This is a genomic window from uncultured Phycicoccus sp. (assembly GCF_947495705.1).
Lineage (GTDB): Bacteria > Actinomycetota > Actinomycetes > Actinomycetales > Dermatophilaceae > Phycicoccus.
This window is the reverse complement of sequence record NZ_CANLZR010000002.1, coordinates 312,772-333,993: the sequence shown is the minus strand read 5'-3', so window position 1 is coordinate 333,993 and position 21,222 is coordinate 312,772. Positions and strand designations below refer to the sequence as shown.

The following is a 21,222-nucleotide window of genomic DNA, read 5'->3' as shown; positions in this document are numbered from 1 at the left end:
GTCAGGATGGGGGTGTGCCCACCCCGTACGAGACCGCCGCGACCCGGGTACGCCCGGTCGCCGGCGCCGGCGCCGACCCGGCCCTCCCGCCGCGGCGTCCGCCGCTCGTGCGTGCCCGGGCGGCCGGATGGACCCCGGGGGTGTGCGACGCGGTCGCCCGGCACCTCGGGGTCTCGCGCCGGCTCGTCCAGGTCGCGTTCGTCGTCCTCGCGTTCTCGGGCGGCGCCGGGGTCGCGGCCTACCTCTTCCTCTGGGCGATGACCGCCGAGGACGAGGTCGCCCCCCAGACCGCCGGGTCGCTGCGGTGGAGCGAACGGCGCCGGTCCGCGCTGGTGCTGCTCGGCGGCGGGCTCATCGTCGTCGTCGGCCTCGTGCTGCTCGTCCCGGGGCTCGGCGTCACGGTCCGCGGCTCGGTCATCCTGCCGGTCTTCGTCATCGCGGTCGGGGCCGTCGTCGCGTGGTCGACCCTCGACGAGGCGCAGCGCTCGCGGTGGCTCACCGGCGGTGCGGGCGGCCGGGCCTGGGTCCGGGTGACGCTCGGGGCGGGGCTCGCCCTCGTCGGCATCCTCGTCCTCATCACGCGGGGGCGGTCGGTGTCGGTCGTCTGGGACGCGATGCTCGCCGCCCTCTCCGTCCTCGTCGGCGCGCTCATCCTCGCGGCGCCCTGGGCCGTCCGGCTGTGGTCCGACTTCCGGCGCGAGCAGGTGGCGGCCGTCCGGGCCACCGAGCGGGCCGACATCGCGGCGCACCTGCACGACTCCGTGCTCCAGACGCTCGCGCTCATCCAGCGGCAGTCCGCCGACCCGCAGGCCGTCACCCGCCTCGCCCGCGCCCAGGAGCGCGAGCTGCGGACCTGGCTCTACGCCGGGCCGCAGGGATCCCAGGCGTCGCTCGCGGCGGCCGTCACCGAGGTCGCGCACGAGGTCGAGGACCTCCACGGCGTGCCCGTCGACCTCGTCGTCACGGGCGACCGGCCGTTCGAGCAGCACGGCGCCGCGCTCTCCCGAGCCATGCGCGAGGCGCTGCTCAACGCCGTCCGGCACGGGGCGGCGCCCGTCACCGCCTACGTCGAGATCGGCCCGGCCGGGGTCGAGGCGTTCGTGCGCGACCGCGGCGCGGGGTTCGACCTCGACGCCGTCCCGGGCGACCGGCTCGGCGTCCGGCAGTCCATCCTCGGCCGCCTGGAACGGCACGGCGGGTCGGCGCGGGTCCGCCGCCGCGAGGACGGCACCGAGGTGGAGCTGCGACTCCCGCCCATCGAAGGAGACCCCGTATGAGTACAGCCAGCACTCCCGCCGGCCCGCCGGTTCCCATCCGGGTCGTGCTCGTCGACGACCACCGGATGTTCCGCACCGGGGTCCGGGCCGAGCTGACCGAGGCGATGTCCGCCGGAGCGCCGGTGTGCGAGTTCGTCGGGGAGGCGCCGGACGTCGACGCCGCCGTCGCCGTCATCCGCCGCGAGGCCCCCGACGTCGTCCTGCTCGACGTGCACCTGCCCGGTGGCTCCGGGCACGGTGGGGCCGATGTCATCAAGGGGTGCGCCGGGGTCGAGACGGCCGACGGGAAGCCGGTGCGCTTCCTCGCCCTGTCGGTCTCGGACGCGGCCGAGGACGTCATCGCGGTCATCCGGGCCGGGGCGCGGGGCTACGTGACGAAGACGATCACCGCGCGCGACCTGGTCACGGCCATCCGGCGGGTCGCCGACGGCGACGCGGTCTTCTCGCCGCGGCTCGCCGGGTTCGTCCTCGACGCGTTCGGGGCGGCGGCCGGCGAGATCGCCGAGGTCGACGAGGAGCTCGACCGGCTGTCGGCCCGCGAGCGGGAGGTCATGCGCCTCATCGCGCGGGGGTACCAGTACAAGGAGGTCGCCAAGGAGCTGTTCATCTCCGTCAAGACGGTCGAGACGCACGTGTCGTCGGTGCTCCGCAAGCTCCAGCTCAGCTCGCGGCACGAGCTGACCGCCTGGGCGATGGGCCGTCGCCTCGTCTGAGCCCCCTACGCTGTCGCCATGGAGTTCGTCGAGCACGTGTTCGTCCTGGCCCACCTGCTCGGGATGGCCGCCGTCGTCGGCAGCGCCGTCTTCGTCGCCCGCGGCCGCGCCACCCCTGCGCTGGTGTGGGGCGCCCGGGCCCAGCTCGTCACCGGGCTGATCCTCGTGGGTCTCGCCGAGATGGGCGAGGACCCGGTCAACCACGCGAAGGTCGGCGTCAAGCTCGTCGTGGCCGTGGCGGTCGCCGCCTGCGCCGAGATCGCGGCAGCCAAGGCGCGCAAGGGCGAGGGGGAGCGCCCCCAGCTCGTGCAGGCCGCCGGGTGGCTCGCCGTCCTCAACACCGCGATCGCCACGCTCTGGCACTGACCGCCGGCCGCGGGACCTGGCGCTGTCAGGGCAGGAGGAGCAGCTTGCCCTGGGTGCGCCGGCTCTCCAGGTCCTCGTACGCGCGGGCGGCGTCGGCGAGGTCGTAGCGGCCACCGATCGTCACCTCGAGCGACCCGTCCGCCACCGCCCGCAGCACCTCGCCCGCCCGCCGGTCCAGCTCGTCGCGGGTGAGCAGGTGATGGGCCAGGGTCGGGCGGGTGAGGAACAGCGACCCGCCGGCGTTGAGCCGCTGGATGTCGAACGCCGGCACCTGGCCGCTCGCCGCGCCGAACAGCGCGAGGGTGCCGCGCGGGCGCAGCGACGCGAGCGAGGCGTCGAAGGTGTCGCGGCCCACCCCGTCGTACGCCACGTCCACCCCACGGCCCCCGGTGGCCTCGCGCACGGCCGCCGCCAGGTCGTCGACAGCCCGGTAGTCGATGACGTGGTCGGCGCCTCGCTCCGCCGCCGTGGCGCACTTCTCGGGGCCGCCGGCGGTGGCGACGACGACACCGCCGAGGGTCCGGACCATCTGGACGAGCAGCTGCCCCACGCCGCCGGCGGCCGCGTGGACGAGGGCGACCGTGCCCGGCCGGACCGGGTACGTGCTGCGGGTCAGGTAATGCGCGGTGAGGCCCTGCAGCATGACGGCGGCGGCGTCGTCGAGGTCGACCTCGCCGGGGACGTGGACGACCATCGCCGCCGGCTGCGTCGTGAGCGCCGCAGCGCTCCCGAGACCCTGGGGCCAGGCGACCCGGTCCCCGACCGCGAACCCCTCGACACCGGAGCCGACCTCGACGACGGTGCCGGCGCCCTCGTTGCCTGCCACGAAGGGCGTCGACATCGGATAGACGCCCTCGCGCTGGTACACGTCGATGAAGTTCACCCCGGCGGCGGCAACCTCGATGAGCAGCTCGCCCGCCCCGGGAGTGCCGGCCGGTCGCGTCTCCACCGCGAGGACCTCGCGCCCCCCGGGGGCGGTGACGACGAGGGCGGGGCCGGTGCGGTCGCTCATCCCGCCAGCGTAGGTCCCGCTCAGGCGGCGGCGAGCCAGTAGCGGCGCTTGCCGTCGCCGACGCCCTCGAGGGTCCGCGAAGGCATCACCGGCGCAGCCCGACCAGCACGTCGTCGAGCATCTGCGGTGTCAGCCGCCTCGTGAAGGTGTTGTGCGGGCTGACGTGGTAGCTGCCGACGAGCCGCACGGTTCGGCCGTCCGGGAGCCCCAGCGGCACCTCGGCCCCGTGGCCGAACCGCGGCTTGGGTCGCGGCACCTCCCAGCCGAGGGAGCGGGCGGCGGACAGCGCGGCGTCCCACCCGATCGAGCCGAGACACAGCACCGCCCGCAGCCGGGGTACGGCGAGCTCGAGGTCCCGCTCGAGCCACGGGGCGCACCTCGCCTTCTCGTCGGCCGTCGGCTTGTTGGCGGGCGGGGCGCACCGCACGGCGGCCACGATGCGCAGGTCGGTCAGCGCCTGCCCGTCGCCGGCGGCCTCGGACGTCGGCAGCGCCGCGAACCCCGTCCGGTGCAGGGCCGCGTAGAGGAAGTCACCGGAGGAGTCGCCGGTGAACATCCGGCCGGTGCGGTTGGTCCCGTTCGCCGCCGGGGCCAGCCCGACGAGGAGCACGCCGGCATCCGGGTCGCCGAACGAGGGCCCCGGGCGCCCCCAGTAGGGCTGGTCGGCGAACGACGCCCGGCGGCCGGTGCGGGCGACGTCCTCGCGCCATCTGACGAGGCGGGGGCACGCCCGGCACACCGACACCCGGGCCTGGAGGTCGGCGACGGAGCCGGCGGACGCGGCGAGGCGGCGGACCTGCGCGGCGGTTCCGGCCACCGGTGTGTCCGCCGACGCGGGGTCGCCCGGCCAGCCGTCGCCGGGTGGCACGGGGGAGGGGAACGGCACCCCGGTGACCGGGTGGGGGTCGCGAGGCTCCATGACCTCACCGTAGGGGCCGGGTCGGTCCCTTGACCCCCGCCGTCGCGGCGACGAGCATGGACGGTCTCCGGGCAGGAGGCACCCATGGCTGCATCGGATCCCGCGGTCGAGGCCGCGCGCGCGTACGAGGAACTCCATGTCGGGGCGTTGTTCCGGCAGTGGACCCGACCGGTGCTGGATGCAGCCCGGGTGGGCGAGGGGCACGAGGTGCTCGACGTCGCCTGCGGGACGGGAGTCCTGGCTCGTGAGGCACGCCCGCGTGTCGGTCCGCGGGGCACCGTGACCGGGCTCGACCTCGGCGCGGGGATGCTGGCGGTCGCCGCGGAGCTCGACCCGGACATCCGATGGGTCGAGGGCGCGGCCGGCGACCTCCCGTTCGCCGACGACACCTTCGATGCGGTGGTGTGCCAGTTCGGGCTGATGTTCTTCCCCGACAGGGTCGGTGCGGTGCGTGAGATGCTCCGGGTCGCACGCCCCGGGGGCCGGGTGGTCCTCGCCGTCTGGGAGTCACTCGAACGCTCGCAGGCCTACCCCGAGGCCGTCGACCTCCTCTTGCGGCGCGCCGGGCCCGTGGCCGCCGATGCGCTGCGGGCCCCGTTCGTCCTCGGAGATCCCGACGAGCTCCTCGGGGTCTTCGCCGAGGCCGGGGCACCGGACGCGCAGGTCGAGACGCTGTCGGGCACCGCCCGCTTCCCGAGCATCCGCTCGATGGTCGAGGCGGACCTGCGCGGATGGCTTCCGGTCATGGGCGTCGACCTCGAGGAGGACCTGGTGCGCAGCATCCTCGCGGAGGCGGAGACCGTGCTCGGCCGCTACGTCACAGGCGACGGGGAGATGGTGTTCGACGCGCCGGCCCACCTCGTCAGCCTCGACGTCGGATAGCGGCACGCCGGTTTGAGCACAGTCGGCCGAAGGGCGTGGCGATGCGACCCCGGCGGGCCGGATGTGGCGACCATGGTGTCGTGACGTCAGTGACGGTGGTCGGCGGTGGGGTCGTCGGGCTGACCTCGGCGCTGCGGCTGGCCGAGAACGGACACGCCGTGACCTGTGTCCGTGACGTCCCCGCGGCGGGCACGGTCTCGGCCGTCGCCGGGGGGCTGTGGTTCCCGTACCACGTCGAGCCGCGGTCCCGGGTCGTCGCCTGGGGCCTGGCGTCGCTCGCCCGGTTCGGGATGCTCGCCGACGACCCGACGGCTGGGGTGGCGCTGCGCGAGGGGCTGCTCGTCGAGCGGGCCGGACCGGACCGCTGGTGGACCGAGGGTGTCAGCGGCTGGCGCGACGCCGAGCCGGCCGAGCTGCCCGACGGGGCGGAGTCCGGCGTGGTCATCACCGTGCCGCTCGTCGCCATGCCCGTGTACCTCGGCTGGCTCGAGACGGCGTGTGTCGCCGCGGGGGTGACCCTCGCCGGCCGCCGGGTCGACGACCTCGCGGACATCGAGGACGACGTGGTCGTCGTCGCGGCCGGGCTGCGCGCCCCCGCGCTGCTGCCCGACGTGGAGGTCACCGGGTCGCGGGGACAGGTGGCTCTGCTCGCCAACCCCGGCATCGACCGCTGGTTCGTCGACGACGGCTTCGAGGGCGCGATGACGTACGTCCTGCCGCACCCGGGGTGGGTGGTGTGCGGCGGCACCGACGTGCCGGACGGTTCCGAGGAGGCCGACCCTGCGGTGCACGACGCCATCGTCGCGCGCTGCCGGGCCGCGGTGCCTGAGCTGCGGGACGCCGAGGTGCTCGGCTCGCGCGTCGGCCTGCGGCCCGTGGCGCCCGCGGTGGACCTGCGGCTCCACCACGTGCACGGGCGGCCGGTCGTGACGAACGTCGGGCACGGCGGCGCCGGGATCACCCTGTCCTGGGGGTGCGCCGACGAGGTCGTCGCGCTCGTCGACGGACTCGAATGACGCCGTGGCCGCGCCGGCGCGCCTGAGCGTCAGGCGTCGGCCGGCGGTCGGCTCCGGGCGGACTTGAGGTCGCCGCGCCGTTTCTTCGCGGCGAGCCGACGTTCCATGGAGCCGCGCGTCGGCCGGGTCGCCCGGCGGGCCGGGGGCGGTGGGGCCATCGCCTCGCGCAGCAGGTCGGCCATCCGGTCGCGGGCGGCGACCCGGTTGCGGCGCTGCTGCCGGTGCTCGGACGCCGTCACGACGAGCCGGCCGTCGACGAGGCGGCCCTCGAGCGCCGTCAGTACCCGGCGCCGCTGCGTCGGCGTCAGCAGCCCGAGACCCTCGACGTCGAGCTCGAGCTCGACCCGGCTGTCGGCCGTGTTGACCCCCTGGCCGCCGGGGCCCGACGAGCGCGAGAAGCGTTCGACGAGCTCGGAGCCGGGCACGGTGAGCCCCTGGGGGACCCCGGGGCCCGGCGGGACGACGAGGTCCATCAGGGCTTCCCGGTGTCGTCCTCGGGCTCCGGCGGCGCCTGCGCCCCCTCGGCCTCGTCCCGCTCCGCCCACTCGAGCAGGGGCGCGATGTCGAACACCGCGTCGTCGATGCCGGCGTGCAGGTCGCCGAGGCGCGCGTACCGGTCCGGCATCGTCGCGATCGTGAAGTCGTCGGGCTCCACGTCGTCGACCTCGGCCCAGGTGATGGGGGCCGAGACGGTGCCGATGTCGTTGCCCCGCACCGAGTAGGCCGCCGCGATGGTGTGGTCGCGGGCGTTCTGGTTGTAGTCGAGGAAGACGGCCTCGGGGTCGCGGTCCTTGCGCCACCACGTGGTCGTCACGTCCTCGGGGATGCGCCGCTCGACCTCCCGTGCGAAGGCGAGCGCGGCCCGCCGGACATCGCTGAAGCCGTGGTCGGGGGCGATCCGCACGTACACGTGCAGCCCGTGGCCCCCGCTGGTCTTCGGCCACCCGACGGCGCCGAGCTCGTCGAGCACCTCGTGGGTGACGTGCGCGGCCCGCCGGACCCGGGAGAACGGCGCCTCCGGCATCGGGTCGAGGTCGATGCGCCACTCGTCGGGCTTCTCGGTGTCGGCACGACGGCTGTTCCACGGATGGAACTCCACCGTGCTCATCTGGCAGGCCCAGGCGACGTCAGCGAGCCGGGTGACGCACAGCTCGTCGGCGTGCAGCCCGTACCGGGGGAAGTGCAGCCGGACGGTCTCGACCCACGGCGGCGCGCCGCGCGGGAGGCGCTTCTGGTGCACCTTCTGCCCGGCGACCCCGTCGGGGAAGCGGTGCAGCATGCACGGCCGCTCGCGCAGCGCGTTGACGATGCCGTCGCCCACCGACAGGTAGTAGCGGACGAGATCGAGCTTGGTCTCGCCCCGGGCCGGGAAGTACACCCGCTCGGGGCTGGAGACGCGCACGTCGAAGCCGTCGACGTCGAGGACCACCGGCTCCCCGAACTCACCCTTGCGCGAGGCCACCCGCCCACCGTAGGGGCTCGGGTCGGCAGACGGGGTCGGCCTCCCTGAACAAACATTGGACAAACACTAGACACGGGAACGCGGAACGTCTAACGTCGAACGACATCAGCCGGAGAGCCCCGGTCGAGCCCGACAAAGGAGTCACTCATGATCCGCACCCGTACCCGCATCGCCGCTGCAGCCCTGGCCGCTGCCGGACTGACCGCCGTGGGGGCAAGCGCGGCCAGCGCCGCACCGGCGGACGGCCGCTGCCAGGCCGCCGGCATCGCCACCCTCAAGAGCATCGGCGCCTTCAAGGCGGTCCGCGACAACGGCGTCGCGATCGGGACGGCCGTGAGCCTCGGTGTCACGGTGCGCCCCGGCGCCGACATCTCCGGCGTCCCGGACCCCATCCCCTTCAAGCTCCTCCTCGCCGACCACCGGGCGGGCGACAACAGCCTCTTCGTCTACCCCTGGTGCGGCTGACCCCCTCGCACCCCGCTCACGGCGGCCGGGTCCCTGTCGAGGGGGCCCGGCCGCCGTCGGGTCCCCGGCCGGCGCCGCGGGTCGTGCCGGAGGTCGGCACCGGGACGTAGGGTTGGTCCACGATGAGCACCCTCTTCGACGGCCTCGACTTCGGCGCCACACCCGACCCCCACGTCGACCCCGCCACCCACGCGAGCGCCCATGCGGCCCTCGTCAACGCCGCGGGCGTCCCGACGTGGGCCGAGGCGGCGGCTGCGGGCCGCGGACCCGACGGCGGGCCGGCCGGTCCCACCCCTCACGTCGATGCCGCGGCCCTGCTCGAGGGCCTCAACCCGCAGCAGCGGGCGGCCGTCCTGCACGAGGGCCCGCCGCTGCTCATCGTCGCCGGCGCCGGGTCCGGCAAGACCCGGGTCCTCGCCCACCGCATCGCTCATCTGCTCGCCGATCGCAGCGTCCAGCCGGGGCAGGTCCTGGCCATCACCTTCACGAACAAGGCCGCGGCCGAGATGCGCGAGCGCGTCGCGACGCTCGTGGGCCCGCGCGCCCGCGCCATGTGGGTTCTCACCTTCCACAGCGCCTGTGTCCGCATCCTGCGCCGCGAGGCCGACAAGGTCGGGATGCGCTCGTCGTTCTCGATCTACGACGCCGCCGACAGCCAGCGGCTCATGGCGATGGTGCTGCGCGACATGGACCTCGACCCCAAGCGGTACAACCCCCGCGCGTTCGGCCACCAGGTGTCCAACCTCAAGAACGAGCTCGTCGACGAAGAGACCTTCGCGAGCCGCGTCGCGCAGGAGGGTACGCACCAGGAGCAGATGCTCGCCGAGGCCTACACCGAGTACCAGCGGCGGCTCCGGCAGGCCAACGCCCTGGACTTCGACGACATCATCATGACGACGGTGCACATGTTCCAGGCGTTCCCCGACGTCGGCGAGCACTACCGCCGCAGGTTCCGGCACGTCATGGTCGACGAGTACCAGGACACCAACCACGCCCAGTACCAGCTGGTCCGCGAGCTCGTCGGCTCCGAGCAGACCCGCAGCGAGCACGGCGTGGCCCCGAGCGAGCTCGTCGTGGTCGGCGACGCCGACCAGTCCATCTACGCCTTCCGCGGCGCCACGATCCGCAACATCGAGGAGTTCGAGGAGGACTACCCCCAGGCGCGCACCATCCTCCTCGAGCAGAACTACCGCTCCACCCAGACGATCCTGCGGGCGGCGAACTCCGTCATCGCCCGCAACGAGAGCCGCCGGCCCAAGAACCTGTGGTCCGACAGCGGCGACGGCGCGCGCATCGTCGGGTACGTGGCCGACAACGAGCACGACGAGGCGTCCTTCGTGGCGCGGACCATCGACCGCCTCACCGACGCGGGCCAGGCCCGCCCCGGCGACGTCGCCGTCTTCTACCGCACCAACGCCCAGTCGCGTGCCCTCGAGGAGGTCTTCGTCCGGGTCGGGCTGCCCTACAAGGTCGTCGGCGGCACCCGGTTCTACGAGCGGCGCGAGGTCAAGGACGCCCTGGCCTACCTGCGGGTGCTGTCCAACCCCACCGACACGGTCAACCTCCGCCGGATCCTCAACGTGCCCAAGCGAGGCATCGGCGACCGCGCCGAGGCCTGCCTCGTCGCCCTCGCCGACCGCGAGCGCATCCCGTTCGTCGCCGCCCTCGCCCGGGCCGAGGACGCGCCGGGGATCGCCACCCGCTCGGTCGCGGCCATCACCGGTTTCACGACCATCCTCGAAGACCTCGGCCGGGTCCGCGACGACGAGGACGCCGGGGTCGGCGACCTCCTCGAGGCCATCCTCGACCGCACCGGGTACCTCGCCGAGCTGCGCGACAGCCACGACCCCCAGGACGAGACCCGCGTCGAGAACCTCGCCGAGCTCGTCGCCGTCGCGCGGGAGTTCGACGAGGCCCGCCGCGAGACCGGCGAGGTCGTCACGCTCGAGGACTTCCTCGAGCGGGTGAGCCTCGTGGCCGACGCCGACGAGATCCCCGACAACGCCGAGGCCGAGGAGCAGGGCGTCGTCACCCTGATGACCCTGCACACCGCCAAGGGCCTGGAGTTCCCGGTCGTCTTCCTCACCGGGATGGAGGACGGCACCTTCCCCCACCTGCGCAGCCTCGGCGACGCCAAGGAGCTCGAGGAGGAGCGGCGCCTGGCCTACGTCGGCATCACACGAGCCCGCGAGCGGCTGCACCTCTCACGGGCCGCGGTCCGGTCGGCCTGGGGGGCACCGCAGTACAACCCGCCGTCGCGGTTCCTCGACGAGATCCCCACCGAGCTGCTCGAGTGGGAGCGCGAGCTCAGCGGGGCCGCGGCCGTCGGGCGGCGCGACCAGCGGCCGGCGGTCGCGACCCTCGCCGCGCGGCCGGGGGTGCGGTCCCCGGGCAACCGCCCGATCATCCACCTGGCCTCGGGCGACCGCGTCACGCACGACACCTACGGGCTCGGCACCGTGGTGCGGACCATGGGGGAGGGCGACAAGACCCAGGCCGAGGTCGACTTCGGTGCCGAGCTCGGCGTCAAGCGCTTCGTCCTGCGCTTCGCCCCCCTCGAGAAGCTCTGACCCGTCAGCGCCCGCGGGCGGGCTCGAACGCCTCGACGGCCAGGACGGTCGGCAGGTGCCGGGCGATCTCGTCCCAGGTGTCGCCCTCGTCGCGGCTGGCGAAGACCGAGCCGGTGTTGGTGCCGAAGTAGACCCCGGCGGGGTCGCCGCCGTCGCCGGCCATCGCCTGCCGCAGCACGGTGAAGAAGCAGGACTCCTGGGGAAGGCCGTCGCGCAGGTCCTGCCACGAGGCGCCCCCGTCCCGCGAGCGCCACACGGCGGCGGCGGCGTCCGGCGGGTAGCGACCCTCGGTGTCGCCGTTGAGCGGCACCGTCCAGATCGTCCGACCGTCGCGGGGATGCACCCGGATCGGGAACCCGAACGTCGAGGGCAGGCCGGCGGTCACGGCGTGCCAGCGCCGCCCGCCGTCGCTGGAGCGCCAGACCCCGTGGTGGTTCTGCTGGTACAGCAGGTCGCCCTCGCCGGCGGCCCGGACGAGGTGGTGGACGCAGAACCCGGTGTGCCCGTCCGCTGCTGCGGCCGGGTGGGTGTGACCCTCGCCGTCGGCGGGATCGGCGAGGTCGTTGCGCCGCTCCCACGTGACGCCGCCGTCCTCGGAGGCGAACACGCCGGCGGCCGAGATGCCGACCCACAGCCTGTCGGGGTCCGCGGGGTCGGCGACGATCGTGTGCAGGACCAACCCGGCGGCGCCGGGGCCCCAGTCGGCGGCCGAGGGGTGGTCCGTGAGCCCCTTGACCACCTCCCACGTGGCACCGTCGTCGTCGCTGACGAGCAGGGTCGCGGGCTTCATCCCCGCGTAGAGCCGGCCACCGGCCCGTCCCAGCGACCACACCTGGACGAAGTCCTCCCCGAACGGTGGCGCGGTCTCGGTCCACCCGATGGAGGCGGCGAACTCGGGGTCACCGGCGGCCCACGCGTCCATCTGCCCGGACGTCAGCTTGGTGAGGTCCCAGGTGTGTCCGCCGTCGCCGGAGCGCCAGACCCCCGCCCCCGACCAGTCGCCCCCGCCGCCGGCCCACATCATCCCCGTGTCGGGGTCACCGATGACGTGGTTGACCGGCCACCCGTCGCAGAACGGGCCCCGCACCGTCCAGCGCGTGCGCCCGGCGTCGCCGTCGATGACGAACGCGCCCTTCGTCGTCCCCACCAGCAAGTGGACTGTCGCTCCGTCCATGGAGCCACCCCTTTCCTCGGTCCCGCTCGCGCCGGGTGACCGGCGGGGGGCTCGTCCCAGTGTTCCGAGCGGGCGGCGGTTCGGCAAGGCGGCCGGACATGACAGAACCCCGGCCGATGGCCGGGGTCCGAGGGGTGTCGGCGCCGAGGCGCCGGGTCACCAGAGGCCGTGGTCCTTCAGCCAGGGCACGGGGTCGAGGGGGTTGTCGCCGGTGGGCGCGGCCTGCATCTCGAGGTGCAGGTGCGACCCGAACGAGTGCCCGGTGTTGCCGACGAGCCCGACCTGCTCGCCCGGGAGGACCTCCTGGCCGGCGGCGACGTCGATGCGGCTCATGTGGGCGTACCAGGAGACGCTGCCGTCCCAGTACAGGATCGCGACCTTGTAGCCGAAGCTGTCCTCCCAGCCGGCCTTGATGACCTTGCCCTTGGACATGGCGACGAGGGGAGTGCCGGTGGGGGCGCCGAGGTCCATGCCGTCGTGGTTCTTGCCCCAGCGCCAGCCGAAGTTGGACGTGACGTTCCAGACGCTGATCGGGCGGACCCACTTCTTCGCCCGCCGCTCGGCCTCGGCGCGGGCCTTGGCCTCCTGGGCGGCCTTGCGCTTGGCGGCGCGGGCGGCGCGCTGCTGGGCCTCGGCGCGGCCCTGGAGAGCGGCGGAGGACAGGGCCGCGTCGGCGCGGCGGACCGCGATCTCGGTGGAGGTCGCCTCGTCGGCCGCCTCCTGGGTCCGCGCCATGGCCGTCTGCTGACCGTTGAGGTCGAAGGTGGGGGGTGCGGCCGACTCCGCGACGCTGGCCCCGGTGGCCGTCACCACGAGCGCGGCGGCGGCCGTCGTCGGGAGGACGAAGCCGGCGCCGAACGCGCGAGGGAGGCGCAGGCCACGGGACGGGGCGCGGTGGCGCCCGGAGTGGCGGCCGCGGTAGGACCGGGAACTCACGGAGAGATGAACCTCAGGGGGGTGAGAGGTGGGGCAGAACATGCCTGGCGGGCTCGTCCACCGTAGCGTGACCATTCCGTGACCGGAACTCACATCCTGAGAGTGTCGCGTCGGGTTTAGCACTCGTCGCGGCGGGTATGGCCCATGTGACCTGGGCAAACCCCGGTTTGTCGAACGTTTGGCGAATCTCGGGGTTCTCTCAGGAACTTCTGGAGATCGTCAGGAGCCGGTCACGGCTCAGTCCCGGCGGGACAGCGGCGTCGCTCCGCTCCGCACGGTGGTGCCGTCGGCGTCGAGCTGCGCGAGGGCCGCCGAGATCCCGTGCACGACGTCGCCGAGCATGGGCAATGTCAGGTGGCCGGCGCCGTGGAGCCGCACGTTGCGGGCGGTCAGGTCGCGGTGCCGGATGGCCGCGGACCGCTGCGGGAAGATCGCGGCGTCGGCGTCGGACCAGTACGAGATGAACCGGGTGCGGCAGCCGTGGGCCGGGCGCGCCAGCTCGCGCATGAGCCCGCTGCCGGGACGCATCTGCCGCGCCAGCCGGGTCGGGACGGCGTACGCCACCCGGGTGCCCTCGTGCGGCGTCCCGAGGGTCACCAGGGTGTGCACCCGCGCGTCGCCCCCGAGGCGGGTCACGTAGTAGCGGGCGATGAGGCCGCCGAGGCTGTGCCCGATGACGTGGATCCGCTCGAACCCGGTCTCCGCGGCGATCTGCTCCACCTCCTCGGCGAGCCGGAGCGAGGCGGTGCGGACGTCGGTCGCGACCGTCGAGTAGTTCATCGCGAAGACGTTGGAGAAGCCCCGCCGGGTGAGCCCGCGGCGCAGCAGGGTGAAGATCGACCGGTTGCTCACCACGCCGTGGACCAGCAGGATCGGCGTCCCGGCCGCCTCCACGTCGGACACGAGCAGCCCGCGCTGCACCGGGGGCAGATGTTCGAGCCGGTACGACGGCTCGGGCGGCCGCCCGGCCCCGGTGACGAGCCCGACCGGCCAGGTGGCGACATGGGCGCCCAGCCAGACCGCCTCGACCGCGGCGCCCGCGAGGACGGCCGGGTCGGCGAGCGCGGCGACGCCCCGCGCGGCCGCCCGCACGCAGGCGAGGGCCGAGACCGGGCCCGACGTCTCGTCCGGGTGGGTCTCGACCGGGGGTCGGAGCGGCCACGTCGCCATCGCGGGCACACTGTACGGCCCCTTGTCCACTCTTCTCAGCGAGACCTGAGGGAAGGTCAAGGCCGACACGGCGCCGGGTAAAGAGTTCCGGCAGGTCGGTCAATTCTTCGCAAGAACCATTGTCGGAAGGGGATGCGCGGGAGGAAGTTTCCCCTCGTGCCCGGAACCCGGGCGTCCCTCCATGAAGGAGACCTTCCCCGTGAGACGACTCACCCCCGGCCTCGCCCTGGGCGCGGCCCTCGTGACGATGGTGGGCGGCGTATCCGCCGCAACCGCCGCCGGCAGCCCCACCACGGCCGCCTCCGCCGCGAGCTCCCCCGGTTCCGACCACGCGGCCCTGGGCCTCGACGCCGCCGAGAAGCTCGTGACCCGCTCGGTCGTCACCGACCCTGACGGCACCACCCACGTCCGCTACGACCGCACCTGGCGCGGGCTGCGCGTCGTCGGCGGCGACCTGATCGTCGAGAAGTCCAGCAAGGGCAAGGTCCGCGAGGCGCGCTTCAACTCCGAGCACGCCGCCGTCGGGGCCCGTACGACGACGCCGAAGGTCGCTCGGTCCACGGCCCTGGCGAAGGGCGCAGCCCGCTCCAAGGCCGCGGGGAAGACCTCGGACGCCGAGCTCGTCGTCTGGGCGGGCGAAGGCACCCCGACCCTCGCCTACGACGTCGTGACGACCGGGGTCAAGGCGGACCAGACCCCGAGCCGGCTCCACACGATCGTCGACGCCGAGCGGGGCGAGGTCATCACGAGCTGGGACGAGATCGTCAACGGCACGGGCCACTCGATGTACTCCGGCACGGTCACGCTCAACACGATCCAGAGCGGCTCGAACTGGCTGCTCAAGGACAGCGTGGGCAACTACACGACCGACCTCAACGGAGGGACCTCGGGCGCCGGTACCCAGTTCACAGACGCCGACAACGTCTGGGGCACCGGGGCGCCCAGCAACCGGCAGACCGCCGGTGTCGACGCGCAGTACGGCGCCGAGAAGACGTACGCCTACTACAACGGCGTCCTCGGCCGCGCCGGCATCTGGAACAACGGCACCGGGGCCCGCAGCCGGGTCCACTACGGCAACGCCTACGTCAACGCCTTCTGGGACGGAACCCAGATGACCTACGGCGACGGCGCCGGCAACAACAAGCCGCTCACCTCGCTCGACGTCGCCGCCCACGAGATGAGCCACGGCGTCACCGAGAACACGGCCGGCCTCATCTACTCCGGTGAGTCCGGCGGCCTCAACGAGGCCACCTCGGACATCTTCGGTGCGGCGGTCGAGTTCTACGCCAGCAACTCCTCCGACGTGGGGGACTACCTCATCGGCGAGAAGATCGACATCAACGGCAACGGCACCCCGCTGCGCTACATGGACAAGCCCTCCAAGGACGGCAAGAGCCAGGACTGCTGGACCAGCGGGACCAAGAACCTCGACCCGCACTACTCCTCGGGTCCGCTCAACCACTGGTTCTACCTCGCCTCCGAGGGCAGCGGCGCGAAGACGATCAACGGCGTCTCCTACAACAGCCCGACGTGCAACGGCTCCACGGTGACCGGTGCGGGCCGCGCGGCGATGGAGAAGATCTGGTACCGCACGCTGGCCACGAAGCTCACGTCGTCGAGCACCTACGCGGCCGCGCGCAACGGCGCCATCGCCTCGGCCAAGGAGCTCTACGGCACCGGCTCGGCGCAGTGCACCGCCGTCGCCGCCGCGTTCTCGGCCATCAGCGTCGCGGCCGGGTCCGAGACCTGCGGTGGGACGCCCCCGCCGCCCACCGGTGGCAACCTGCTCGGCAACCCGGGCTTCGAGTCCGGCGCCACGGTGTGGACCGGCACCGCCGGCCCGATCACCAACAACACGGGTCGCCCGGCCCGCACCGGCAGCTGGAAGATGTGGCTCGGTGGCAACGGCTCGACCTCGACCGAGACCGAGCAGCAGACGGTGACCATCCCGTCGACCGCCACCTCGGCCGTCCTCAGCTTCTGGGTGCGCATCGACTCCTCGGAGACGACCTCGTCGTCGGCCTACGACACGATGAAGCCGCAGATCGTGGTCGGGGGGGTGACGACGACGCTCGCGACGTACAGCAACCTCGACAAGAACTCGACCTACGTGCAGAAGAGCTTCGACCTCACCGCCCACAAGGGCAAGACGGTCACGGTGAAGTTCCTCATGAACGAGGACGTCACGCTCCAGACGTCCTTCGTCGTCGACGACACCGCGCTCACCGTCAGCTGAGCACCTCCACCACCACCAGCAGTGGGCCGGCCCGGCACGGGCCGGCCCACTCCTATCCGGCCCTGCCAGAAACGAGACCCACATGCGCACGTCCCGGTCCGTCGCCCCGCTCCTTGCCGCAGCCCTCGCGCTGTCGGCCCTCACCGGGACCTCCCCGCCCGCCCACGCCGCCGCCCCGGACATCTCGGTCGCCAACGTCCAGGCCCACCTGAGCCAGCTCCAGTCCATCGCGACCGCCAACGGGGGCAACCGCGGGACCGGGAAGCCGGGGTACCTCGCCTCCGTCAACTACGTCAAGGGCAAGCTCCAGGCCGCCGGCTTCACGACGACGACCCAGTCGTTCAGCACGAGTGCCGGGACGTCGTACAACCTCATCGCCGAGCTGCCGGGCGGGGACCCCGACAGCGTCGTCATGATGGGAGCCCACCTCGACAGCGTGGCCAACGGCGCCGGCATCAACGACAACGGCTCTGGCTCCGCCGGGGTGCTCGAAGCGGCGCTCGCCTACGCCGCAGGCGGGCTGACCCCACGCAACACGATCCGGGTCGGCTTCTGGGGCGCCGAGGAGCTGGGGCTGCTCGGCTCGAAGCACTACATGAACACGCTGCCCACGAGCGAGAAGAACAAGATCGAGCTGTACCTCAACTACGACATGATCGGCTCGACGAACCCGGGCTACTTCGTCTACGACGACAACCCGGTGGGGAACACGGCCCGCGACGACCTGACGGCCTGGTACACCGCCAAGGGCATCCCGTGGGAGTACATCGACGTCCAGGGACGCAGCGACCACGCGGCCTTCCGGACCTACGGGATCGCCACATCGGGGATCTTCAGCGGCGCCGAGGCCAGGAAGACAACGGCCCAAGCACAGAAGTGGGGCGGGACCGCGAACGCCGCCTTCGACCCCTGCTACCACGCGTCGTGCGACACCACGTCGAACATCAACGTGACGGCGCTCGACCGCGGCGCCGACCTCATCGGCCACATGCTGTGGCTCTACGCGGCCAAGGACCTCGGCGGCGGCACCCCGCCGCCCACCGGCGGCAACCTGCTGGGCAACCCGGGCTTCGAGTCCGGCGCGACGGTGTGGACCGGGACGAGCGGGCCCATCACCGCCAACACCGGACGCCCGGCGCGCACCGGGTCGTGGAAGCTGTGGCTCGGTGGCAACGGCTCGTCGAGCACGGAGACGGTGAGCCAGAGCGTGGCCGTCCCGTCCTCCGCGACGACCGCGACGCTGTCCTTCTGGCTGCGCACCGACACCGCCGAGACGGGGGCGACGGCCTACGACACGATGCGCGCACAGGTCGTCGACGGCGGTGCGGTGACGACCTTGGCGACCTACTCGAACGTCGGCACCAACGCCACGTACACCCAGAAGACGTTCGACCTCACGGCGTACCGGGGCAGGACGGTCACGGTTCGGTTCACGATGACCGAGGACCCGAGCCTGCAGACCTCCTTCGTCGTCGACGACACCGCGGTCACGGTGTCGTGAGCACCCCGCGCCCGTGACCCGGGCGGTGTGCCGCTGGTCGCCGGTGGCACACCGCCCGTGGTGCGCGGGCCGCCGCCGGGGGTGAGATTGGACCCATCGGCCGCCTCCGGTGCGGTGGCCGGCCCCGGGCGCCGATACGCTGCCGTGCGGACCACCATTGCCGACAGTGAGGACGGATCGCCTCGTGGACCTCTTCGAGTACCAGGCCCGTGACATGTTCGAGAAGCACGGCGTGCCCGTGCTCGCGGGGGCCGTCGCGACGACGCCCGAGGAGGCCAGGGACGCCGCCGAGCGTGTCGGCGCCGCGAGCGGCGGGGTGACCGTCGTCAAGGCCCAGGTGAAGACCGGGGGGCGCGGCAAGGCCGGCGGCGTCAAGCTCGCCAAGACCGTCGACGAGGCGGAGGAGCACGCCCGCGCCATCCTCGGGATGGACATCAAGGGCCACACCGTCCACCGCGTCATGATCGCCCAGGGCGCGCAGATCGCCGAGGAGTACTACTTCTCGATCCTCCTCGACCGGGCCAACCGCACCTACCTCGCGATGTGCAGCACCGAGGGTGGCGTCGAGATCGAGCAGCTTGCCGTCGAGCGTCCCGAGGCCCTCGCCAAGGTCGCCGTGGACCCCAACGTCGGCATCGACGACGCCAAGGCCCGCGAGATCGTCGAGGCGGCGGGCTTCGAGCCCGACGTCGCCGCGAAGGTCGAGCCCGTTCTCAAGGCGCTGTGGGCGGTCTACCGCGATGAGGACGCGACGCTCGTCGAGGTCAACCCGCTCGTCAAGACCGAGTCCGGCGAGATCATCGCCCTCGACGGCAAGGTCACCCTCGACGCCAACGCCGACTTCCGCCACCCGGACCACGCCGCTCTCGAGGACTCCTCGGCCACCGACCCGCTCGAGGCCGCTGCCCAGGAGAAGGGCCTCAACTACGTCAAGCTCGACGGGTCCGTCGGCATCATCGGCAACGGCGCCGGGCTCGTCATGAGCACCCTGGACGTCGTCGCCTACGCCGGCGAGGAGTTCGGCGGCCAGAAGCCCGCGAACTTCCTCGACATCGGCGGCGGCGCGTCGGCCGAGATCATGGCCGACGGGCTGCACGTCATCCTCTCCGACCCGCAGGTCAAGAGCGTCTTCGTCAACGTCTTCGGCGGGATCACCGCCTGTGACGCGGTCGCCAACGGCATCGTCGGTGCGCTGGACGCCCTCGGCGACGAGGAGGACCGGCCGCTCGTCGTCCGGCTCGACGGCAACAACGTCGAGGAGGGCCGCCGCATCCTCGCCGAGCGGAACCACCCGCGCGTCATCATCGAGGCGACGATGGACGGCGCCGCGCGCCGGGCCGCCGAGCTGGCCTCCCAGAACTGACCGACGAGCAGCGACCAAGAGAGAGCAGACAACACCCATGGCCATCTTCCTCACCGCTGATTCCAAGGTCATCGTCCAGGGCATGACGGGCTCGGAGGGCATGAAGCACACCCAGCGCATGCTCCGCTCCGGCACCGCCATCGTCGGAGGCGTCAACCCCCGCAAGGCCGGCACCGAGGTCGAGTTCGAGGGCGGCGTCACCGTCCCCGTGTTCGGCACCGTCGCCGAGGCGATGGAGGCGACCGGCGCGAACGTCAGCGTCGTCTTCGTCCCGGCCGCCTTCACCAAGGCCGCCGCCGTCGAGGCGATCGACGCGGGCATCCCGCTGTGCGTCGTCATCACCGAGGGCGTCGCAGTCAAGGACACCGCGGAGTTCTACAACTACGCCAAGGAGAAGGGCACGACCCGCATCGTGGGCCCGAACTGCCCCGGCCTCATCAGCCCCGGGGTCTCCAACGCCGGCATCATCCCCGCCGACATCTCCGGCGGCGGCCGGATCGGGCTGGTGTCCAAGTCGGGCACGCTGACCTACCAGATGATGTACGAGCTGCGTGACTTCGGCTTCTCCTCCGCCGTGGGCATCGGCGGCGACCCGGTCATCGGGACGACGCACATCGACTGTCTCGAGGCGTTCCAGAACGACCCCGACACCGACGCCATCGTCATGATCGGTGAGATCGGCGGCGACGCCGAGGAGCGGGCCGCGGCCTACATCAAGGACCACGTCACCAAGCCCGTCGTCGGCTACGTGGCGGGCTTCACGGCCCCGGAGGGCAAGACGATGGGCCACGCCGGCGCCATCGTGTCGGGCTCGTCGGGGACGGCCGCGGCCAAACAGGAGGCCCTCGAGGCCGCCGGAGTCAAGGTCGGCAAGACGCCGTCCGAGACCGCCGACCTCATGCGCCACATCATGGAGTCGCTCGCCCGCTGACGCCGTCAGCTGCGCTGCCAGCTCACCCGGTCGGCACCCCGAACGCAGCGCCAGTCGTATACATACTTGGGCCCGGGGACGACGGCCTCAGACGTGCAGTGCCACCCGTCGACGTCGATGGACGACGGCGTCGGGTAGCCGTTCTCCTCGTCGACGGCGCGGATGAGCGACTCGGCCTCGTCGCACGTGACGTTCGTGGCTCGGACCTGATACGCCCCGTCTCCGGAGTTCGGCGTGAAGACCACCGTCGGGCAGGACCGGGTGACGGGTGATGTCGATACCGGGGGCGGCGGCGTCACTGAGTTCTTCGGTGCCGGCGTCCGACTGGGCGCCGCGGAGCCGGTCGGCGTCGCCGTGGGTGTGCTGGTCGGGGTGGACGTGGGGCTGGAGGAGGTGTCGGGGCTCGGGCTCGCGGTTGCCGTGGTGGACGGCGTGGCGATGACGAGGCGTCGGTCGTCCGCCCGCCCGGTGACTGCGAACCCGACCCCGGCGACGCCGACGACCGCCACGGCGGCCGCGGCCGTCCACGCGAGCATCCTGCGGCGCCGCATCCGGTCGCCGGCCGCGCGGACGAACGCGGGCTCCGCGAGCGCGGCCTCGTCGGCCTCGAGCTCCACAGCGGCCAGCGCGGACCGCAGCGCGTCGTCCTGGGCAGTGGTCCAGGGCTGCTCATCGGGGGTCATGGTCGTCCTCCCGGGTGGCGGTGACGGTGTCGTGGGGGGCCAGCAGTGGTGCCAAGCGTCGGCGGCCTCGGTGCAGGCGGGCCTTGACGGTGCCCGGCGGGGAGCCGGTTTCTGCGGCGATCGCCTCCACCGACAGGTCGCCTACGTAGAAGAGCACCATCGCCTCGCGGATGTCGTCCGGGAGGCCGCGCAGGGCGGTGACGACGTCGACGTGGTCGGGGCCGGGCGCGCCCACGGCGACCGGCGACGGACTGCGCCGGTGCGCGTCCTGGCGGTTGCGCTCCTTGCGCCACTCACTGATGGCCAGCCGGCGGGCCACGGTACGGACCCACGCGAGCGGGTCGTCGTGCGCGCGGACCCGCCCCCAGTCGGTCCAGGCCCTGGCGTACGCCTCCTGGGTGCACTCCTGAGCCAGCGCCAGGTTGCCCGTCGTGGCATGCACCAGGCGCACCACCCTCGGGGCCGTCCCGCGGTAGAACGCGTCGAACTCACGGGTCCGTTCGTCCGTCGGCACCGGCCACCACCCCCCTCTGTCGTCAGCCGGCT

At 73.1% G+C, this 21,222-nt stretch carries 20 protein-coding genes; 11 read left to right on the top strand and 9 right to left on the bottom strand.

Features of this window, described 5'->3' with window-relative positions; all coding sequences use genetic code 11:
- The first annotated feature begins 14 nt into the window (after window positions 1–14).
- From Q0963_RS04825 to Q0963_RS04815, 3 genes are read left to right on the top strand one after another with little or no spacing between them, the layout of a single operon-like run.
- Window positions 15–1,277 (top strand): ATP-binding protein, encoded by a 1,263-nt coding sequence (locus Q0963_RS04825; RefSeq protein ID WP_299443404.1) that lies wholly within the window; start codon window positions 15–17, stop codon window positions 1,275–1,277.
- A complete protein-coding gene (locus Q0963_RS04820; RefSeq protein WP_299443401.1) occupies window positions 1,274–1,990 on the top strand; it encodes a response regulator transcription factor in 717 nt (238 codons plus the stop codon). Before Q0963_RS04825 ends, Q0963_RS04820 begins: the two co-directional genes overlap by 4 nt.
- Window positions 1,991–2,008: 18 nt before the next feature.
- Window positions 2,009–2,356, top strand: coding sequence for a hypothetical protein (locus tag Q0963_RS04815; RefSeq protein WP_299443398.1), 348 nt, complete (start codon window positions 2,009–2,011; stop codon window positions 2,354–2,356).
- A 25-nt stretch (window positions 2,357–2,381) separates the two neighbouring features.
- Here Q0963_RS04815 and Q0963_RS04810 read toward each other — a convergent pair whose 3' ends face one another.
- The gene (locus tag Q0963_RS04810; RefSeq protein ID WP_299443395.1) at window positions 2,382–3,368 is read right to left on the bottom strand and encodes a quinone oxidoreductase; all 987 of its coding nucleotides are present in this window, start codon (window positions 3,366–3,368) and stop codon (window positions 2,382–2,384) included.
- A gap of 85 nt (window positions 3,369–3,453) precedes the next feature.
- Complete coding sequence (locus tag Q0963_RS04805) at window positions 3,454–4,287, bottom strand: uracil-DNA glycosylase (RefSeq protein ID WP_299443392.1); 834 nt, start codon at window positions 4,285–4,287, stop codon at window positions 3,454–3,456.
- A gap of 84 nt (window positions 4,288–4,371) precedes the next feature.
- Here Q0963_RS04805 and Q0963_RS04800 point away from each other — a divergent pair, with 84 nt between their 5' ends.
- Window positions 4,372–5,169, top strand: a complete 798-nt coding sequence (locus Q0963_RS04800; RefSeq protein ID WP_299443389.1) for a methyltransferase domain-containing protein — start codon at window positions 4,372–4,374, stop codon at window positions 5,167–5,169.
- A gap of 80 nt (window positions 5,170–5,249) precedes the next feature.
- Complete coding sequence (locus Q0963_RS04795; protein WP_299443386.1) at window positions 5,250–6,185, top strand: FAD-binding oxidoreductase; 936 nt, start codon at window positions 5,250–5,252, stop codon at window positions 6,183–6,185.
- A gap of 29 nt (window positions 6,186–6,214) precedes the next feature.
- Here the strand turns inward: Q0963_RS04795 and arfB are convergent, their stop codons facing one another.
- Window positions 6,215–6,658, bottom strand: coding sequence for an alternative ribosome rescue aminoacyl-tRNA hydrolase ArfB (gene arfB, locus Q0963_RS04790; protein WP_299443383.1), 444 nt, complete (start codon window positions 6,656–6,658; stop codon window positions 6,215–6,217).
- Window positions 6,658–7,647 carry a non-homologous end-joining DNA ligase gene (gene ligD, locus Q0963_RS04785; protein WP_299443380.1) on the bottom strand — a complete coding sequence of 330 codons (990 nt, stop codon included), beginning with the start codon at window positions 7,645–7,647 and terminating at the stop codon, window positions 6,658–6,660. The genes arfB and ligD overlap by 1 nt, the downstream gene beginning before the upstream one ends.
- Before the next feature lie 147 nt (window positions 7,648–7,794).
- Between ligD and Q0963_RS04780 the strand changes: the two genes are divergently transcribed.
- On the top strand, window positions 7,795–8,112 hold the full coding sequence (locus Q0963_RS04780; protein WP_299443377.1) for a hypothetical protein: 318 nt from the start codon (window positions 7,795–7,797) through the stop codon (window positions 8,110–8,112).
- A 122-nt stretch (window positions 8,113–8,234) separates the two neighbouring features.
- Window positions 8,235–10,682 carry a DNA helicase PcrA gene (gene pcrA, locus Q0963_RS04775; RefSeq protein WP_299443374.1) on the top strand — a complete coding sequence of 816 codons (2,448 nt, stop codon included), beginning with the start codon at window positions 8,235–8,237 and terminating at the stop codon, window positions 10,680–10,682.
- 4 nt (window positions 10,683–10,686) lie between these two features.
- Here the strand turns inward: pcrA and Q0963_RS04770 are convergent, their stop codons facing one another.
- From Q0963_RS04770 to Q0963_RS04760, 3 genes are all read right to left on the bottom strand, one after another.
- Window positions 10,687–11,856 (bottom strand): sialidase family protein, encoded by a 1,170-nt coding sequence (locus Q0963_RS04770; RefSeq protein ID WP_299443370.1) that lies wholly within the window; start codon window positions 11,854–11,856, stop codon window positions 10,687–10,689.
- 156 nt (window positions 11,857–12,012) lie between these two features.
- On the bottom strand, window positions 12,013–12,792 hold the full coding sequence (locus tag Q0963_RS04765; protein WP_299443367.1) for a M23 family metallopeptidase: 780 nt from the start codon (window positions 12,790–12,792) through the stop codon (window positions 12,013–12,015).
- A gap of 237 nt (window positions 12,793–13,029) precedes the next feature.
- Window positions 13,030–13,962 carry a triacylglycerol lipase gene (locus Q0963_RS04760; protein WP_299443364.1) on the bottom strand — a complete coding sequence of 311 codons (933 nt, stop codon included), beginning with the start codon at window positions 13,960–13,962 and terminating at the stop codon, window positions 13,030–13,032.
- A 199-nt stretch (window positions 13,963–14,161) separates the two neighbouring features.
- On the opposite strand from Q0963_RS04760, the gene Q0963_RS04755 reads away from it, so the two are divergent.
- From Q0963_RS04755 to sucD, 4 genes are all read left to right on the top strand, one after another.
- Window positions 14,162–16,198, top strand: a complete 2,037-nt coding sequence (locus Q0963_RS04755) for a M4 family metallopeptidase (RefSeq protein WP_299443361.1) — start codon at window positions 14,162–14,164, stop codon at window positions 16,196–16,198.
- Between the two features lie 82 nt (window positions 16,199–16,280).
- A complete protein-coding gene (locus tag Q0963_RS04750; RefSeq protein ID WP_299443358.1) occupies window positions 16,281–17,699 on the top strand; it encodes a M20/M25/M40 family metallo-hydrolase in 1,419 nt (472 codons plus the stop codon).
- Window positions 17,700–17,883: 184 nt separating this feature from the next.
- A complete protein-coding gene (gene sucC / locus Q0963_RS04745; protein ID WP_299443626.1) occupies window positions 17,884–19,062 on the top strand; it encodes an ADP-forming succinate--CoA ligase subunit beta in 1,179 nt (392 codons plus the stop codon).
- 37 nt (window positions 19,063–19,099) lie between these two features.
- Window positions 19,100–19,993 carry a succinate--CoA ligase subunit alpha gene (gene sucD / locus Q0963_RS04740; RefSeq protein ID WP_299443355.1) on the top strand — a complete coding sequence of 298 codons (894 nt, stop codon included), beginning with the start codon at window positions 19,100–19,102 and terminating at the stop codon, window positions 19,991–19,993.
- 5 nt (window positions 19,994–19,998) lie between these two features.
- On the opposite strand, the gene Q0963_RS04735 is transcribed toward sucD, so the two are convergent.
- Both Q0963_RS04735 and Q0963_RS04730 read right to left on the bottom strand, forming a co-directional pair.
- On the bottom strand, window positions 19,999–20,676 hold the full coding sequence (locus Q0963_RS04735; protein WP_299443352.1) for a hypothetical protein: 678 nt from the start codon (window positions 20,674–20,676) through the stop codon (window positions 19,999–20,001).
- On the bottom strand, window positions 20,663–21,190 hold the full coding sequence (locus Q0963_RS04730) for an RNA polymerase sigma factor (protein WP_299443349.1): 528 nt from the start codon (window positions 21,188–21,190) through the stop codon (window positions 20,663–20,665). The genes Q0963_RS04735 and Q0963_RS04730 overlap by 14 nt, the downstream gene beginning before the upstream one ends.
- Window positions 21,191–21,222 lie beyond the last annotated feature (32 nt).

Bases quoted from the DNA above. Each gene is read 5' to 3' on its own strand.
- Q0963_RS04820 (WP_299443401.1), top strand. From the start codon at position 1,274: ATGAGTACAGCCAGCACTCCCGCCGGCCCGCCGGTTCCCATCCGGGTC.
- Q0963_RS04815 (WP_299443398.1), top strand. From the start codon at position 2,009: ATGGAGTTCGTCGAGCACGTGTTCGTCCTGGCCCACCTGCTCGGGATG.
- Q0963_RS04810 (WP_299443395.1), bottom strand. From the start codon at position 3,368: ATGAGCGACCGCACCGGCCCCGCCCTCGTCGTCACCGCCCCCGGGGGG.
- Q0963_RS04805 (WP_299443392.1), bottom strand. From the start codon at position 4,287: ATGGAGCCTCGCGACCCCCACCCGGTCACCGGGGTGCCGTTCCCCTCC.
- Q0963_RS04800 (WP_299443389.1), top strand. From the start codon at position 4,372: ATGGCTGCATCGGATCCCGCGGTCGAGGCCGCGCGCGCGTACGAGGAA.
- arfB (WP_299443383.1), bottom strand. From the start codon at position 6,658: ATGGACCTCGTCGTCCCGCCGGGCCCCGGGGTCCCCCAGGGGCTCACC.
- Q0963_RS04780 (WP_299443377.1), top strand. From the start codon at position 7,795: ATGATCCGCACCCGTACCCGCATCGCCGCTGCAGCCCTGGCCGCTGCC.
- pcrA (WP_299443374.1), top strand. From the start codon at position 8,235: ATGAGCACCCTCTTCGACGGCCTCGACTTCGGCGCCACACCCGACCCC.
- Q0963_RS04770 (WP_299443370.1), bottom strand. From the start codon at position 11,856: ATGGACGGAGCGACAGTCCACTTGCTGGTGGGGACGACGAAGGGCGCG.
- Q0963_RS04760 (WP_299443364.1), bottom strand. From the start codon at position 13,962: ATGGCGACGTGGCCGCTCCGACCCCCGGTCGAGACCCACCCGGACGAG.
- Q0963_RS04750 (WP_299443358.1), top strand. From the start codon at position 16,281: ATGCGCACGTCCCGGTCCGTCGCCCCGCTCCTTGCCGCAGCCCTCGCG.
- sucD (WP_299443355.1), top strand. From the start codon at position 19,100: ATGGCCATCTTCCTCACCGCTGATTCCAAGGTCATCGTCCAGGGCATG.
- Q0963_RS04735 (WP_299443352.1), bottom strand. From the start codon at position 20,676: ATGACCCCCGATGAGCAGCCCTGGACCACTGCCCAGGACGACGCGCTG.